General features: G+C 61.3%; 15 protein-coding genes and 1 tRNA gene. 9 read left to right on the forward strand and 7 right to left on the reverse strand.

The genetic code is table 11. From position 1 onward, the window contains the following. Positions 1 to 344: 344 nt before the first annotated feature. Positions 345 to 420: transfer RNA gene (locus Q0908_RS08840), tRNA-Thr, on the reverse strand. A gap of 133 nt (positions 421 to 553) precedes the next feature. Between Q0908_RS08840 and Q0908_RS08845 the strand changes: the two genes are divergently transcribed. Then, positions 554 to 1429, forward strand: coding sequence for a hypothetical protein (locus Q0908_RS08845; RefSeq protein WP_299283167.1), 876 nt, complete (start codon positions 554 to 556; stop codon positions 1427 to 1429). A gap of 30 nt (positions 1430 to 1459) precedes the next feature. Here the strand turns inward: Q0908_RS08845 and Q0908_RS08850 are convergent, their stop codons facing one another. Beyond that, a complete protein-coding gene (locus Q0908_RS08850; protein WP_299283169.1) occupies positions 1460 to 1723 on the reverse strand; it encodes a DUF2312 domain-containing protein in 264 nt (87 codons plus the stop codon). 119 nt (positions 1724 to 1842) lie between these two features. On the opposite strand from Q0908_RS08850, the gene Q0908_RS08855 reads away from it, so the two are divergent. The 4 genes from Q0908_RS08855 to Q0908_RS08870 are packed head-to-tail and all read left to right on the forward strand — an operon-like array spanning position 1843 to position 3381. Beyond that, positions 1843 to 2085, forward strand: a complete 243-nt coding sequence (locus tag Q0908_RS08855) for a hypothetical protein (protein ID WP_299283171.1) — start codon at positions 1843 to 1845, stop codon at positions 2083 to 2085. A 10-nt stretch (positions 2086 to 2095) separates the two neighbouring features. After that, complete coding sequence (locus Q0908_RS08860) at positions 2096 to 2515, forward strand: YeeE/YedE family protein (RefSeq protein WP_299283173.1); 420 nt, start codon at positions 2096 to 2098, stop codon at positions 2513 to 2515. Next, positions 2515 to 2946: a DUF6691 family protein gene (locus Q0908_RS08865; protein WP_299283620.1), complete on the forward strand. Its 432-nt coding sequence runs from the start codon at positions 2515 to 2517 to the stop codon at positions 2944 to 2946. The genes Q0908_RS08860 and Q0908_RS08865 overlap by 1 nt, the downstream gene beginning before the upstream one ends. A 9-nt stretch (positions 2947 to 2955) precedes the next feature. After that, the gene (locus Q0908_RS08870; RefSeq protein WP_299283175.1) at positions 2956 to 3381 is read left to right on the forward strand and encodes a TIGR01244 family sulfur transferase; all 426 of its coding nucleotides are present in this window, start codon (positions 2956 to 2958) and stop codon (positions 3379 to 3381) included. Positions 3382 to 3386: 5 nt separating this feature from the next. Here Q0908_RS08870 and Q0908_RS08875 read toward each other — a convergent pair whose 3' ends face one another. The 5 genes from Q0908_RS08875 to Q0908_RS08895 form a co-directional block, all read right to left on the reverse strand. Continuing rightward, positions 3387 to 4595, reverse strand: a complete 1209-nt coding sequence (locus Q0908_RS08875) for a hypothetical protein (RefSeq protein WP_299283178.1) — start codon at positions 4593 to 4595, stop codon at positions 3387 to 3389. A gap of 67 nt (positions 4596 to 4662) precedes the next feature. After that, positions 4663 to 7344: an ATP-binding protein gene (locus Q0908_RS08880; RefSeq protein WP_299283180.1), complete on the reverse strand. Its 2682-nt coding sequence runs from the start codon at positions 7342 to 7344 to the stop codon at positions 4663 to 4665. Further along, complete coding sequence (locus Q0908_RS08885) at positions 7345 to 7641, reverse strand: hypothetical protein (protein WP_299283183.1); 297 nt, start codon at positions 7639 to 7641, stop codon at positions 7345 to 7347. It abuts the gene before it with no gap. Next, positions 7638 to 8012 carry a response regulator gene (locus tag Q0908_RS08890; RefSeq protein ID WP_299283185.1) on the reverse strand — a complete coding sequence of 125 codons (375 nt, stop codon included), beginning with the start codon at positions 8010 to 8012 and terminating at the stop codon, positions 7638 to 7640. The genes Q0908_RS08885 and Q0908_RS08890 overlap by 4 nt, the downstream gene beginning before the upstream one ends. Positions 8013 to 8110: 98 nt before the next feature. Then, on the reverse strand, positions 8111 to 9409 hold the full coding sequence (locus tag Q0908_RS08895; protein WP_299283188.1) for a short-chain fatty acyl-CoA regulator family protein: 1299 nt from the start codon (positions 9407 to 9409) through the stop codon (positions 8111 to 8113). A gap of 234 nt (positions 9410 to 9643) precedes the next feature. On the opposite strand from Q0908_RS08895, the gene Q0908_RS08900 reads away from it, so the two are divergent. The 4 genes from Q0908_RS08900 to Q0908_RS08915 all read left to right on the forward strand — a co-directional run bounded on the left by Q0908_RS08900 (position 9644) and on the right by Q0908_RS08915 (position 14094). Further along, complete coding sequence (locus Q0908_RS08900) at positions 9644 to 10984, forward strand: substrate-binding protein (RefSeq protein WP_299283190.1); 1341 nt, start codon at positions 9644 to 9646, stop codon at positions 10982 to 10984. Positions 10985 to 11083: 99 nt separating this feature from the next. Further along, positions 11084 to 12115: a branched-chain amino acid ABC transporter permease gene (locus Q0908_RS08905; protein WP_299283192.1), complete on the forward strand. Its 1032-nt coding sequence runs from the start codon at positions 11084 to 11086 to the stop codon at positions 12113 to 12115. Between the two features lie 3 nt (positions 12116 to 12118). After that, on the forward strand, positions 12119 to 13315 hold the full coding sequence (locus Q0908_RS08910) for a branched-chain amino acid ABC transporter permease (protein WP_299283195.1): 1197 nt from the start codon (positions 12119 to 12121) through the stop codon (positions 13313 to 13315). A 14-nt stretch (positions 13316 to 13329) separates the two neighbouring features. Then, the gene (locus tag Q0908_RS08915) at positions 13330 to 14094 is read left to right on the forward strand and encodes an ABC transporter ATP-binding protein (RefSeq protein WP_299283197.1); all 765 of its coding nucleotides are present in this window, start codon (positions 13330 to 13332) and stop codon (positions 14092 to 14094) included. The last annotated feature ends 55 nt before the right edge of the window (positions 14095 to 14149 follow it).

Consider the following 14149-nt stretch of genomic DNA (forward strand, 5'->3'; position numbering starts at 1 on the left):
GCTTCTCTTCATCGTCTGTCTCCTCAGTTGGAGAACAGGCTAACTCTAAATGCCGGACTTTTCAGGGGAGCAGGTCAAGATGTCCGCGCTGCACACGATTACCCTCGCCAATCTGACGAATGAGTCACCGCTCAATCACTGCTTGGGAAACCAGAAAGTCATCGACTCCATCAGCCGAGGCATCCCAATGATGTGTCAGAAGTTGGATACGTTCGTGGAACAGCTCGGAGACGATTATGCTGCGCACAGCGGATGCTGCCTCGCAGAACCCTCACGGCTCGATCAAATTGATCAAATTCCAAACCGACCCGGCAATCACCGAAAAAGCTAACAAGTTGGAAAAATGGTGCCCCCACACGGACTCGAACCGCGGACCTACTGATTACAAATCAGTTGCTCTACCAGCTGAGCTATAGGGGCTTTCGGCGCGAGGTCTAATCAAAGTCGCCAGCGCACGCAAGATGGTTTTGCATAACCAGCAGAGGTTTTATCCCGCCGTAAAACAGGTATACCTCGATACCGAACACACCAGACATGATCGAGGTCACAAACGATGCAACTGGTTCTGCATGCAGGCGCGCATTTTACCGAAGATGAACGGCTTGTGCGCTGTCTGCTGCGCAACAAGGAACAGTTCTCGAACCGGGGCGTGGCCGTCCCCGGTCCGGGCAAATACCGGGTGTTGTTACGCGAAACGCTGGATGCGCTCGAGGAAGCCCCCCCCGCCCCCGAAGCGCGCGATATCCTGTTGGACGCCATCCTCGACGAGGAAAGCGCGGATCGTATGATTCTCAGCCACATGTACCTGTTCGGTGCGCCCAGAGCCTGCGTGCGGGACGGGATCATCTATCACAGCGCCCCGCAGCGGCTCGCGCATCTGTCGTCACTCTTTCCACATGACGACATCGAAGTGTTTCTGGCCATGCGCAATCCCGCGACCTTTCTGCCGGCCTTGTTCACCAAAGCGCCCCAATCAGATATGGAGAGCTTTTTGCGCGGGGCGGACCCCACTGAAATCCTTTGGTCCGATACGATCGACCAGATCCGCACCGCCGCGCCCCGCATCACGCTCACCACATGGTGTTTTGAGGACATGCCGATGCTCTGGGCTCAGATCATCCGCGAGATGGCGGGGCTTGAGCATGGTGAAAAGATCATCGGGGGCTTCGATCTGTTGTCCGAGATCATGTCCGACGAAGGGATGCAGCGGTTTCGCGCGTACCTGCACTCGCACCCGACCATGACCGAAATGCAAAAACGGCGGGTGATTGCAGCGTTCCTCGACAAGTTCGCCATTGACGACGAGATCGAAGAGGAACTGGACGCGCCTGGGTGGGACGACAGCACGGTCGAGACGCTGACCGAGATTTATGAAGAGGACATGGCGCGGGTGGCGCGGATCCCTGGGGTCACATTCATCGCGCCCTAGACTGATTCAGGAGCGTCGCGCAGAGGCGCGTCAGGCCATGCCAAGCGCCTCTTTGTACATCTCCAACACCGCTTCTTCTTCGGCGATGTCGTCCTTGTCGCGTTTGCGCAGCGCGATCACCTTGCGCATGACCTTTGTGTCATACCCGCGGGCCTTGGCCTCGGCCATCACCTCTTTTTGCTGATCCGCCAGATCGCGTTTCTCCATATCCAGACGCTCGATACGCTCGATGAACTGGCGCAGCTCGTCTGCGGTGACGCGGTAGCTTTCGGCATTGGTGGCGGTGTCGGTCATGTGAGGCTCCTGACGCTTGAGGGTGACCTGCGGGATAGCCGGGTGCACCCCGCCCTGCAAGAGGGTTTGCGGCGGCAGCGTTCTTGCCAACCGCCCGGCCCTGCGGTAGCCCTGCGCGCATGGAAAATACAACGACTTTTAACGTGTTTGAGGCCCTGGTCTGGGGCGGCGCTGCGGTATCTTTGATTGGTCTTGCGGGGCTGATCTGGTGCATCGTCAAAGTGTGGCGCGCGCGCCGGGCACAGCTTGATGACGCGGGGATGCGCGCAGTGATGGCGCGGGTCTTGCCGCTGAACATGGGCGCGCTGTTCTTGTCGGTGATCGGGCTGATGCTCGTCATCGTCGGTATCTTTCTGGCTTAGGGAAACGGGCATGCAGGTTGAGTGGATATACGGATTGGTCGGCGGCGTGCTGATCGGCAGTGCGGCGGCGCTGATGTTGCTGGGCAACGGGCGGATCATGGGGGCCAGCGGCATTGTCGGTGGGCTGATTGATGGGACCACAACCGACAGGGGGGCGACACTTGCTTTCATCGCCGGATTGATCGGAATGCCCGCGCTGATGAGCCTTGGGGGCTGGCAGGTCGACACGCAGGCCAGCTCGGCCCCTCTCCTGTTGATTGCTGGCGGGTTGGCCGTTGGGATAGGCACACGCTTTGCCAATGGCTGCACGTCCGGGCACGGGGTCTGCGGGATGTCGCGCCTGTCAGTGCGCGGTTTCGCGGCGACGCTGGCCTATATCGGCGCAGGCGCGCTGACCGTGACGGCGATGCGGATCGGGTTGGGCCTGTGATTCGGTTGATGATTGCAGCCCTCAGTGGCGCGCTATTTGGCGCGGGCCTGCACATTTCCGGGATGACCGATACGGCGAAAGTACGGGGCTTTCTGGACTTTGCGGGCGCGTGGGATCCGACTCTGGCCTTTGTGATGGGCGGTGCCATCCTGCCGATGGCAGTGGCATGGCGGATGACGCGCGGGCGGGCTCCGCTCGCGGGCAGCACGTTTCCGGCCCCACCACGGCACGAGATCACCCGCCCGTTGATTGTTGGTTCGGTGCTGTTTGGCATTGGCTGGGGGCTTGTCGGGTTGTGCCCCGGCCCTGCCTTGGCGTCGCTGAGTTACGGTGGGTGGCAGGGTGTTCTGTTCCTCGCGGCGATGCTGGCGGGCATGGGCGCTGTGCCCCGGCTGCGCCGTGCGCTGGACAGTGCCGAGACGGCGGCATAGCCTGCTATCATGGATATCAGACAAATCACCCCGACCTATTTTGTGGCCCCGCAAGTTGACCCCGCGGACATGCAGGCCGTCGCTGACGCAGGCATCACAACCGTGATCTGCAACCGTCCGGACGCCGAAGTGCCACCCGCCTTTCAGGCGGATGCGGTCGAACAGGCGGCGCGGGCGGCAGGGCTGGAATTTGTGCGACTGCCTTTGACGCACCAGACCATGAACCCTGAAAATGTGGGCGCACAGATGGAGATCGCCGCCGAGGCGCAGGGTCCGGTGTTGGCCTATTGCGCTTCGGGAACACGCTCGACCGTGGTGTGGTGTTTGGGGCAAGCCGACAAGATGGCTGCGGATGACATTCTCGCCGCGGCCCGCGCGGGCGGATATGATCTGGATAATCTGCGCCCGACGCTTGCGGCGATTGCGCAAGCCTAGGCCCGCTAACCTACGTTTCGCATGGCGAGATCGGGCAAGTCCGCAAGGTCTGGCAAGTCCGACAGGTCCGGCAAGTCATCCAGATCCGGAAGCGTTGTGTCATCGGCAGTGACAACGGGTGTTGCAAGATCAGGCAGGTCTGACGCCGCCAAATCGGCCTCGAGGGCGGCCATGGTCGCCTCCAACTCTTGATTACTGACGTCATCGGCGTCCTCTGCGCGCCGACGGCCGGTCTCGAATTCTTTGACCTGAGGCATGTCGACCATTGGTTCATCACTGGCCCGGCGCAGCGGTTGCGAGGCATGCAGCGGTTTGCGCTGCGGCTTGACCGCGCGCATGCCGTCCACCTGCCCCACAACGCCACGCCCGACAATGCGCCCCGTAGTCGTCGTGATCTGCACCGAGGGGAACTGGCCCGGCGTGAGCGGGAAGGCGTCACCAACCGCCAACGCGCGCACCGCGCTCAGCGGCAATTCCATCTGACAGATCACCATGTTCAACTCTGCGTGCAGGCCCATCACCGTTGACGACAAATCAGCCGCCGGACCGTGAAGTGTCGCGCCGTCCTCAGTCCCGTCATGCGGTTCTTCCCGGGCCTCGGGATTGGGCAGGATCAGAGTGATCTCACCCTGTCGAGCGCCGCGCGCCATATCCACGGTCAGTTTGACTCCGGTGTATTCCGACGCCTCGAGGGCCATGGCCAGCGTGCGCGACGACTCAGCCTTGGCCCCGAAAGAAAAACCATCGATCAGGGCGCGATCATCGGCGTCGTCCAATATGTCTGTCACCCGCGCGATCACCGCATCCAAAAGAGGCGCACACACGGCCGCATCGGTGCGGGTCATGGGCCGGGTCAGCCCCTTGTCAGGCTGCACTTTTCCCATGGTTTGCTGCTGGATCAGCCCGCCCACCACGACCGGATCAATCATCGCCGCCCCGACACAACCGCGCGGCCCGTCCATCAGCATCAACAACACCTCGTCGTCCAGCATGTCAGGCACGGCCTCACCGCTGACCTCTTGCACGACCGCCCCGATCACGGCCATGGGCAGATCCATCAGCGTGTCCGCCACCTTGGCCATGCTCAGACGCATCGCCTTTTGCAGCGTCATCGCGCGCGCGTCACGCTCTTGGCGACCAGCGGCCGCGATGCGCCCCAACACGGTGTCTGGTTTGGTGTCGCCCATATCCTCCGCCGCTGCACGGCTCGCCATTACGCGCTCAGGTCTAGTACGGATTGGTTACCAACCGCTTTACATCACAGCAGTTTTTCAAGCGATGCTATTGCGCGGCCAGCGCGGCCTGAGTGGGCAAATGAACCGTAAACGCATTGCCCGACGGCCCACCCAGAAACGAGATTTCGCCCCCAAGCCGCGTCATGATTTCGCGGCAAATCGCAAGGCCAAGACCCGCGCCCGCCTCGTCATTGTCACTGATCCGGGCAAATTTTTCGAAAATCAGCGCCCGCGCCGCCGGGGGAATCGGCATGCCGTTGTCCGAAAAGACGACCGCAATCGCACCGTCCTCCTGACGCACTTCGATCACCAGACGGGGTTGCTCTGCCTGACAATATTTCTGTGCATTTGTAATCAGATTAATGAAGACCTGCGTAAGCCGATCCAGATCGGTGGTCAAAGTCACCGCCTCGTCCAGATGGCGACGCCGGATGTCCAGTGCGCCGGTCCCGCTGGCTTGCGCCGTCAAGATCGCCTTTTCCAGCACAGAGCTGAGCGTCCCCGTCTCAAAGTTCAGATTGACCTGCCCGTTTTCCAACACGCTGAGGTCCAGCAGATCGTCCAGCAACCGCGTCAGGCGGATCGCCTCCCCATGGATGATGGAGGCATATTTCGTCTTTTCGACCTGCCCCAGCCCATCCGTGTCCCGCAGGATCTCCGAAAACGAGCGGATCGAGGTCATTGGCGTGCGCAACTCGTGGCTGATCTGGCTGAGGAAAGCATCCTTTTGCACCGAAAGCGCGGTCAACTTGGCATTGGCCTCGCGCAGCTTGCCTGCCGTGCGGCTCAGCTCGGCGGACTTTGCCTCAAGCTGGTTGGAGTATTCGAGGATCTGTGCGGATTCGTCGGCCACCGCCATCAGATCCTGCACCGATACCGATGCCCCGCCGACCAGCTGGCTGATCATCGCATGGGCGGTTGCGGCCCCAACCGAGCCGGTCAATTCACGCTCAAGCTGTTGCAGGAAACCCGGTGTGGGTTCGGGCAAATGGCCTTGCACGCCTTGGCGCGCCGCCTCGGCACGGAACAGATCGAGCGCCTCGGTCGCCCCCAAAATCCGCTGCGTCATGATCAGCAGATCTTCGGATGTGGCAAGGGCCGCGTCCCAGCCCCGCGCTTGGGTCGAATGATCAAAGACGTTGACAAATTGCGCGCCCTGCAACCGCTCAAGCGGGCCAGGAAAGATGAACAGCGACACGATCACGAAAGCGGTCGTGTTCAGCGTGATCGACCACACAATTGCATGGACGGTCGGGTCCAACCCGCTGATCCCGAACAGGGCCTGCGGGCGCAACCATGACAGACCGAACAGGCCCGTATCGAAGGTGGCAACGCTCAGCACCGCGCCGGGGCCAAAGCTGGGCAGGAGCGAGCAGAAGACCCAAACTGAAAAGCCAACGCACAGCCCGGCCAATGCCCCCCATCGGGTCGCACCGCGCCAGAAGATACCGCCCATCATGACCGGCAGGAACTGCGCCACGCCCGCGAATGAGATCAGGCCCATCGCCGCCAGTGCCGAGCCACCGCCCGAAAAGCGGTAATAGAGATAGCCAAGCCCGATGATCATGAGGATCGAGGCACGCCGCGACAGGATCACCACATTGCGCACGTCCCCCGACACCTGCGCACCGGGCCCCTGCAGGTTGAGCCACACTGGCATCACCACGTGGTTGGATACCATCGTGGACAGCGCCAAGGTTGCCACAATCACCATCGACGTGGCCGATGAAAACCCGCCCAGAAAGCTGAGGGTGGCCAAGCCCACCTGCCCTTGCGCCAAGGGCACGGTCAGCACGAACAGATCAGGGTTCGACCCCGCAGGCATCAGATCAAGACCGACGACTGCGATGGGCACCACAAACAGGCTCATCAGCAGCAGATAGACCGGAAAGGCCCAGCTTGCGATTTGCAGGTGCCGCTCGTCCTCGTTCTCGACCACCATGACCTGAAACATGCGGGGCAGTGCCAGAAAAGCCGCCGCCGACAGGGCCGTGAGCGCCACCCACCGGCTGCGATCCATGTCCCAGGCCCCAATGGGTGAGGCGTCAATCTGCTCCATCATCGGGGCGAGCCCGCCCGCGACGCCCCAGACGACAAAAATACCGACCGCCAAGAGTGCAATCAGCTTGACGACGGCCTCGACCGCGATGGCGATCACAACGCCGTCGTGGCGTTCATTGGCGTTGAGGTTTCGCGTTCCGAACAGAACGGTAAAGATCGCAAGCCCAAAGGCGACCCAGAACCCGGCGATCAACTGGTTGAGCGGGGCATCCCCGCCGGGTTCCGAAAAGATCGACAGGGACAGCGTGACCGACTGCAATTGCAGCGCGATATAAGGGGTCACACCGATCACGGCCATGATGGTCACGACAATAGCCAGCAGGTTGGACTTGCCGTAGCGGGCGGAAATCAGGTCCGCCACCGACGTGGCTCGTTGCGCGCGGCCAATGCGCACCAGCTTCCGCAAGGCCCACCACCAGCCGATCATAACAAGGCTGGGGCCCAGATAGATCGTGACAAACTCCATCCCCGACCGGGCGGCATAGCCGACAGCACCGTAAAACGTCCACGCGGTGCAATAGATTGACAGGGAAAGGGTATAAACGAGCGGAGAGCGCAGCCACCCGCCCTTGCCACGCTGTGCAGCGCGTTCCGCAAGATAGGCGATGGCAAACAGAAAGATGACGTAGCCAAGGCTGACGCCGATCAGCTGATTGACGGACGTCACCTAGAGGGCCTCGTCGTCTTGGTCGGCGGAGGTGTCGCGACGGGCAAACAGGACCGCCCAGAGCGCAAAGGCCGCCATGATCAGACCGATCCACACCACAAAGACATAGACAATCGCCGACGACATCGCCATCGGCTCGGGCGCGTCAGGGCCGTCCGCAACGGTCGGCCAGAAGACGGGCAACAGCCACAGCGCGATGCCGGCAATCGGCAACAGCCGCAACGCATCCATCAGGCGGCGGCGGCGATACCCGCGTTGCTCGAGGAACACAGGAGGAGAGGCACCGGCGTCACTCATTGGGCCAGTTGGACAAGGTCACGCACGGCCGTCATCACTTCGGTGTTGGAAAACGGCTTGGTCATAAAGCGGCTCACCCCCGCCTTTTCGGCCTGCTCGCGGTCGCGCGACTGGCCGCGGGCGGTCAGCATCAACACAGGCATCTTGGCAAAATCAGGATCGGCGCGCACTTCGGTCAGGATATCCAGCCCACTTTTGCCCGGCAGCATATAGTCGAGGATCACCAGATCGGGGCGCATGGCCAGGATCGTGTCCACCGCCGTCGCCCCATCCGAATGGGTATCGACCTGCCAGCCTTCACGGCTGAGCAGAAAACGGATCGCTTCAATGATATTGATCTCGTCTTCGACGAGCAGAACATGCTTGCCCATGCTCTTTTCCTCCCTGATCGCGCCGCCTGCGTGGGGTCTTCGACCTCTTCTGAGGCGCGTGTTAACTATGTGGGGTTTTGCGCGTTCTGTCAAAAACCTCAGAACCCGTCGCTGAGGATCGACGGTTCGCGCCGCGCCGCGCATCCGGCGACCGGACAAATCCGGCAGGCGGCTCCGATTTCGGTGGAGGGGGTGCCTTCGTTTCGGGCGGCGTTCGGCACACGCACAATCAGCATCGTGGCCTCGATCAGCGGGGGCACGTTCAGCACAACCCGGCCCATCGGTTGGGCCGTGGCATAGCAATCAAACACCGCATCTGCGCGCCCGGCCATGCGGACACGCTGGTGCACCACCTGCCCCGCCTGGCCCAAGCCATGAAACAGCGGCCACAGCGGGCAGGCCGCCCCGAACCGGGGGATCGTGAACCCCTCGATCGCTTTGCGAAACAACAGGCTGCCCGACCGGTCCGACACCACAAGGCCGCAGCCATATTCGGGCACTGACGCAAGGCGACGCATGATCCGCGCAATCGAGACCCCGAACTTTTCCGACAACTCGATCGGGTCGGTGATATTGGCCGCCAGCGCGGCGCGCAAATCCGACATGGCAACCCGCGTGCTGTCTGCCTTGAGGCGGGTCAGAATACCGACGGCGATGTGACGCGATGCATGGGACGACAATTCGGGGGCGGCGGCGATCAGCGCGGAGACATCCGTGTGCCCCTCTTCCAACGCGTCAAAGCTGTAGTCATGGGCGACCAGAAACGCCTCTACCTCTTCCTGGGGCGAACTGGTCGAGGCCGCCTCGCCGGTTTCGGCATCCAGAAATCCGACGAGGGTTTTGGAACTTTCCGCAAGGCGACGGCTGTCGGCATCAATATTGGCATGAAAGCGGTCGCGCCATTCCGGAGCGATGTCCTTGTCCTCGGCCAGAATCGACGCGGTGGACCGGATCGAGGCGGCGGTGGACAGAACCTCGTGAACCGACGCGGCAAGGGCCGGGTCATGGGCCAGCCGGTCACTGAGGGATTCCACCGTACGCTCAAGTCCGGCGATCTTGCGATGGGCCGCCGCCAACGCCTCGGCCCAGCCGGGAAAGCGGCCCGCGAATTCCTCGGCGCGCATCGCTTCGGCTTCGGGCATGGGGGTGCCTTCGCCCGCATCCCGCAGGGCCGCGATCAGGGCGGCCTCGGCCCCTTCAGTCAGGGCAGAGGCCTCAACTGCGAGCGCCTGTGCAATGTCGAGGAGCAGCTTGCCCCCGATTCTGCGGCGGTTGTGTTCGATGAGGTTCAGATACGAGGCGGAAATGCCGATCTGACGGGCCAGATCAGACTGCTTATAGCCTGCCATCACGCGGCGTTCGCGGATGCGGGTGCCGGTCAGTGCCTCACGGGCCATAGGCTGCATCCCTTGGTTTCATGTTCCATTTCAACGCGTTTCTGCGGTGCAACATAATAAATTTTACAACTCGCGCCGCAGCCTTGTCGATATATTTACAAAATAATCGTGAGAAACAAGGGGTTTATTGCGCAATTTTCGAAAACCGGGGCATAACTAATTTGCATCAAAAGGTGCCGCGCACCCCTGCCCGAAGAAGCAAGGAGGCGCATTTCAACATTTGGGAGGATATTTATGTCCAAGATGAACCTGACACGTCGTGGCGTGATCCAAACCGGCGCAGTGGCCGGTGCTGCTGGTCTCACGTTGCCAACGTATCTGCGCGCGGACGGCCATTCGGGCTTTACCAACGCGCCCGAAGGCAGCTCGGTCACACTGGGTTTCAACGTGCCACAAACCGGCCCCTACGCCGATGAGGGCGCGGACGAATTGCGCGCCTATGAGCTGGCGGTCGAGCACCTGAACGGTGGCGGCGATGGTGGCCTGATGAACACCTTCTCGTCCAAGGCCCTGCAAGGCAACGGTATTCTGGGCAAAAAAGTCGAATACGTCACAGGTGACACGCAAACGAAATCGGATGCGGCCCGCGCCTCGGCCCGCTCGATGATCGAAAAGGACGGAGCCGTGATGATCACGGGAGGTTCGTCCTCGGGTGTGGCTGTGGCCGTGCAAGCGCTGTGCCAGGAGGCGGGCGTCATCTTCATGGCGGGTCTGACCCACTCCAACGACACCACCGGCAAGGACAAGAAGGCCAACGGCTTCCGCCACTTCTTCAACTCCTACATGTCCGGTGCGGCGCTGGCACCGATCCTGGCCAACAACTACGGCACGGACCGCAAGGCCTACCACCTGACAGCCGATTACAACTGGGGCTACACCACCGAAGAAGCGGTGCGGACCTCGACCGAAGCGATGGGGTGGGAAACTGTTGCGGCTGTGAAAACACCGCTGACACAGACCGACTTCTCCTCCTACATCGCGCCGGTTCTGCAATCGGGTGCGGACGTTCTGGTGCTGAACCACTACGGCGGCAACATGGTCAACTCGCTGACCAACGCGGTGCAGTTCGGTCTGCGCGACAAGCAGGTGAACGGCAAGAACTTCGAGATCGTCGTGCCGCTCTACTCTCGCCTGATGGCCAAGGGTGCGGGCGCAAACGTCAAAGGCATCTTCGGGTCCACCAACTGGCACTGGTCGCTGCAGGACGAAGGCTCCAAGGCGTTCGTGCAATCCTTCGGCACCAAATACGGCTTCCCGCCCAGCCAGGCGGCGCACACCTGCTACGTTCAGGCGCTGCTTTATGCGGATGCGGTGGAACGGGCCGGGTCGTTCAACCCCTGTGCGGTTGGCGAAGCGCTTGAGGACTTCGAATTCGACGGCATGGGCAACGGCCCAACGCTCTATCGCGGCGAAGACCACCAGTGCTTCAAGGACGTGCTGGTCGTGAAAGGGAAAGAGAACCCGACATCCGAGTTCGACCTTCTCGAAATCGTGGAAGTCACGCCCACCAGCCAGGTCACGTATGACGCGTCGATCTTCGGCGGTGAGCTGGGGGCCTGCAACCCAGGCGCCTAAGCGGCTCGCAACAAGATCGGGGTGGGCAGGATTGCCCACCCTACCCTGCCCCGGCGCGCGCTGGTGTGGCACCTCTTGCTCAAACCAAAGGTCTGTCCGATGGAAGCGATCATCCTTCAAGTTCTCAACGGGCTCGACAAGGGCTCTGCTTATGCGCTGATTGCGCTTGGCCTTACGCTCATCTTCGGCACCTTGGGGGTCGTCAATTTTGCCCACGGCGCGCTGTTCATGATCGGCGCATTCTGTGCGGTGACACTCAGCCGGATCATTTCGCTGAGCCACGAGGTGGTGGACGAGACCCAGACCGACTTTCTCGGCAATCCGCTGAAGGTGGAAGTGCCCTATGTCTATGACTGGTTCGGGCAGGCCGCCGGCGATACGATCATCGACTGGGCCGTGCCTTTGTCGATCATCTTCGCAATCCCCGTCATGGTCGCCATCGGCGTTCTGATGGAACGCGGGCTGATCAAGCACTTCTACAAGCGCCCCCACGCGGACCAGATCCTTGTGACCTTCGGCCTTGCCATCGTTCTGCAAGAAATCATCAAATACTATTACGGTGCCAACCCGATCCCGACCCCTGCCCCTTCGGCTTTTGTGGGGTCGTTCGATTTCGGCATCATGCTCGGGTTCGAGCCCAACCAGATCATCTATCCCTACTGGCGGATCATCTATTTCGGCTTTGCGGCGATCATCATCGGTGCGGTCTTTGCCTTCCTGCAATTCACCACCTTCGGGATGGTTGTGCGCGCCGGCATGGCAGACCGCGAGACGGTGCAACTGCTCGGCATCAATATCGACCGCCGCTTTACGCTGATGTTCGGGATTGCGGCGGCCGTCGCGGGACTGGCGGGGGTCATGTATACGCCGATCAACTCGCCCAATTATCACATGGGCATGGACTTTCTGGTGCTGTCCTTCGTGGTGGTCGTTGTGGGCGGCATGGGCTCTTTGCCCGGTGCGGTTGCGGCGGGCTTCCTCCTCGGCATCCTCGAAAGCTTTGCCTCGATGCGCGAAGTGCTGAACGTGCTGCCCGGCCTCAACCAGATCATCATCTATCTCGTCGCAATCATCATTCTGTTGACCCGTCCCCGGGGCCTTATGGGCCGCAAGGGCGTGATGGAGGACTAAGCCATGTTCGGACTTGAAGCCAAAGACTTTCGCCTTCTGCTGCTGGTCGCTTTGCTGACCATGGCCGCGCCCTTCATCCTCAACCCCTTCCCGGTCGATTCCGGCATGGCCCAGTTCAACGCGGGCTACCCGGACCTGATGCAGCGCTTCGTGATCTTCGGGATCTTCGCGATCGGGTTCAACATCCTGTTTGGGCTGACGGGGTATCTGTCCTTCGGGCACGCAGCTTTCCTGGGTGTCGGCTCCTATGCGGCGATGTGGATGATGAAGCTGCTGACGATGAACGTGATCCCCGGCATTCTGGTGTCGGTCGTCGTGGCCGGTATCTTCAGCCTCGCGGTGGGCTGGATCAGCCTGCGCCGCTCGGGCATCTACTTTTCGATCCTCACGCTGGCCTTTGCGCAAATGTCCTATTCACTGGCCTATTCGGTGCTGACACCGATCACGGGTGGCGAAACGGGCCTGCAACCCAAGGTCACCGATCCGCGCATCCTGGATGCCGCGCTGACGGGCAACGCACCCAAAGCCAACCTCTTCGGCCTCGAGATGGGCAGCAGCACGGACCTCGTCATGGGCGGATGGGTCTTCACCTTCAATGTGGGCTACTACGTGGCGGCTGTGGTGATGATCTTTGCCTTTTACATGTCGATCCGCATCTTCCGCTCGCCCTTTGGCATGATGCTGCGGGCGGTGAAATCCAACCAGCAGCGGCTGAACTATACCGGGCTCAACGCCAAACCCTACACGCTGGCGGCCTTCGTGATCTCGGGCATGTATGCCGGGCTTGCGGGCGGGCTGATGGTCGCGATGGACACGCAAGTGGGGGCCGAACGGATGTTCTGGACCGCCTCGGGCGAAGTGGTCCTGATGTCGATTCTGGGCGGCGTGGGCACGCTGATCGGGCCGGTGCTGGGCGCGGGCGCGATCAAGTACATGGAAAACATCCTGTCCAAGATCAACAAGGATATCCTCTATGAATGGTTCGCCTTCCTGCCCGATGGCTTGCAGGACTTCGTCATCACACTGGTCTATCCCTTCATCGGCAAAGGCTGGCACCTGACCCTCGGGCTGATCTTTATGGCCGTCGTCATCTTCCTGCCCGGCGGGCTGGTCGAGGGCGGACAGCGGATCGCGGCAATGTTCAAGCGCAAGAAGCCATCCGACAACACGCCTGACGGCAAAACCACACCTGCGGAATAAGAGGGGGAACGATCATGGGAATTCTCGACGTCAAAGGTGTCGGCAAACGGTTCGGCGGGCTTCAGGCCCTTGGGGACGTGAATCTGAGCGTGGCGGAAAACTCGGTCCACGCGATCATTGGACCCAACGGGGCGGGCAAGTCCACACTGCTCAACTGTCTTGTGGGCAAGCTGATCCCCGACACAGGGTCCGTCATGTTCGACGGTCAATCCGTGCTGGGGCGCAAACCCTACGAGATCAACCAGATGGGTATTTCCCGTGTGTTCCAGACACCGGAAATCTTCGGCGATCTGACCGTGATGGAAAACATGCTGATCCCCTGTTTTGCCAAACGGGACGGGGCATTCACACCCAACGCCTATGCCGCGATGCGCAAGGACACCGAAATGCTCGACCGGGCTGGTCACATGCTCGAAGAGATGAACATGGCCGACAAGCGGCACATGCATGCCGCGTCCCTGTCGCGCGGCGACAAACGGCGACTCGAGATCGGGATGTGCCTGTCACAGGAACCACGCCTGTTGCTGCTGGACGAACCCACAGCCGGGATGGCGCGGGCGGATACGAACAACACCATCGATCTGCTCAAACAGATCAAGGATGACCGGGACATCACCATCGCCATCATCGAACACGACATGCATGTGGTGTTTTCACTGGCCGAAAGGATCACGGTGCTGGCGCAGGGCACGCCGCTGGTCGAAGACACGCCGGACAAGATCAAGGGCCACCCCAAGGTGCGCGAAGCCTACTTGGGCGAATCCCAGGACGCCGCCTGACGCGGGCGGGCGACACGCCCGCCTTACGAAGACCAACACAAACGTAAGGCGGAGG

The sequence above is a fragment of the uncultured Tateyamaria sp. genome (genome assembly GCF_947494755.1).
Lineage (GTDB): Bacteria > Pseudomonadota > Alphaproteobacteria > Rhodobacterales > Rhodobacteraceae > Tateyamaria.

Bases quoted from the DNA above. Each gene is read 5' to 3' on its own strand.
- Q0908_RS08850 (WP_299283169.1), bottom strand. From the start codon at position 1,723: ATGACCGACACCGCCACCAATGCCGAAAGCTACCGCGTCACCGCAGAC.
- Q0908_RS08875 (WP_299283178.1), bottom strand. From the start codon at position 4,595: ATGGCGAGCCGTGCAGCGGCGGAGGATATGGGCGACACCAAACCAGAC.
- Q0908_RS08855 (WP_299283171.1), top strand. From the start codon at position 1,843: ATGGAAAATACAACGACTTTTAACGTGTTTGAGGCCCTGGTCTGGGGC.
- Q0908_RS08870 (WP_299283175.1), top strand. From the start codon at position 2,956: ATGGATATCAGACAAATCACCCCGACCTATTTTGTGGCCCCGCAAGTT.
- Q0908_RS08890 (WP_299283185.1), bottom strand. From the start codon at position 8,012: ATGGGCAAGCATGTTCTGCTCGTCGAAGACGAGATCAATATCATTGAA.
- Q0908_RS08915 (WP_299283197.1), top strand. From the start codon at position 13,330: ATGGGAATTCTCGACGTCAAAGGTGTCGGCAAACGGTTCGGCGGGCTT.
- Q0908_RS08905 (WP_299283192.1), top strand. From the start codon at position 11,084: ATGGAAGCGATCATCCTTCAAGTTCTCAACGGGCTCGACAAGGGCTCT.
- Q0908_RS08845 (WP_299283167.1), top strand. From the start codon at position 554: ATGCAACTGGTTCTGCATGCAGGCGCGCATTTTACCGAAGATGAACGG.
- Q0908_RS08910 (WP_299283195.1), top strand. From the start codon at position 12,119: ATGTTCGGACTTGAAGCCAAAGACTTTCGCCTTCTGCTGCTGGTCGCT.
- Q0908_RS08895 (WP_299283188.1), bottom strand. From the start codon at position 9,409: ATGGCCCGTGAGGCACTGACCGGCACCCGCATCCGCGAACGCCGCGTG.
- Q0908_RS08900 (WP_299283190.1), top strand. From the start codon at position 9,644: ATGTCCAAGATGAACCTGACACGTCGTGGCGTGATCCAAACCGGCGCA.
- Q0908_RS08860 (WP_299283173.1), top strand. From the start codon at position 2,096: ATGCAGGTTGAGTGGATATACGGATTGGTCGGCGGCGTGCTGATCGGC.
- Q0908_RS08885 (WP_299283183.1), bottom strand. From the start codon at position 7,641: ATGAGTGACGCCGGTGCCTCTCCTCCTGTGTTCCTCGAGCAACGCGGG.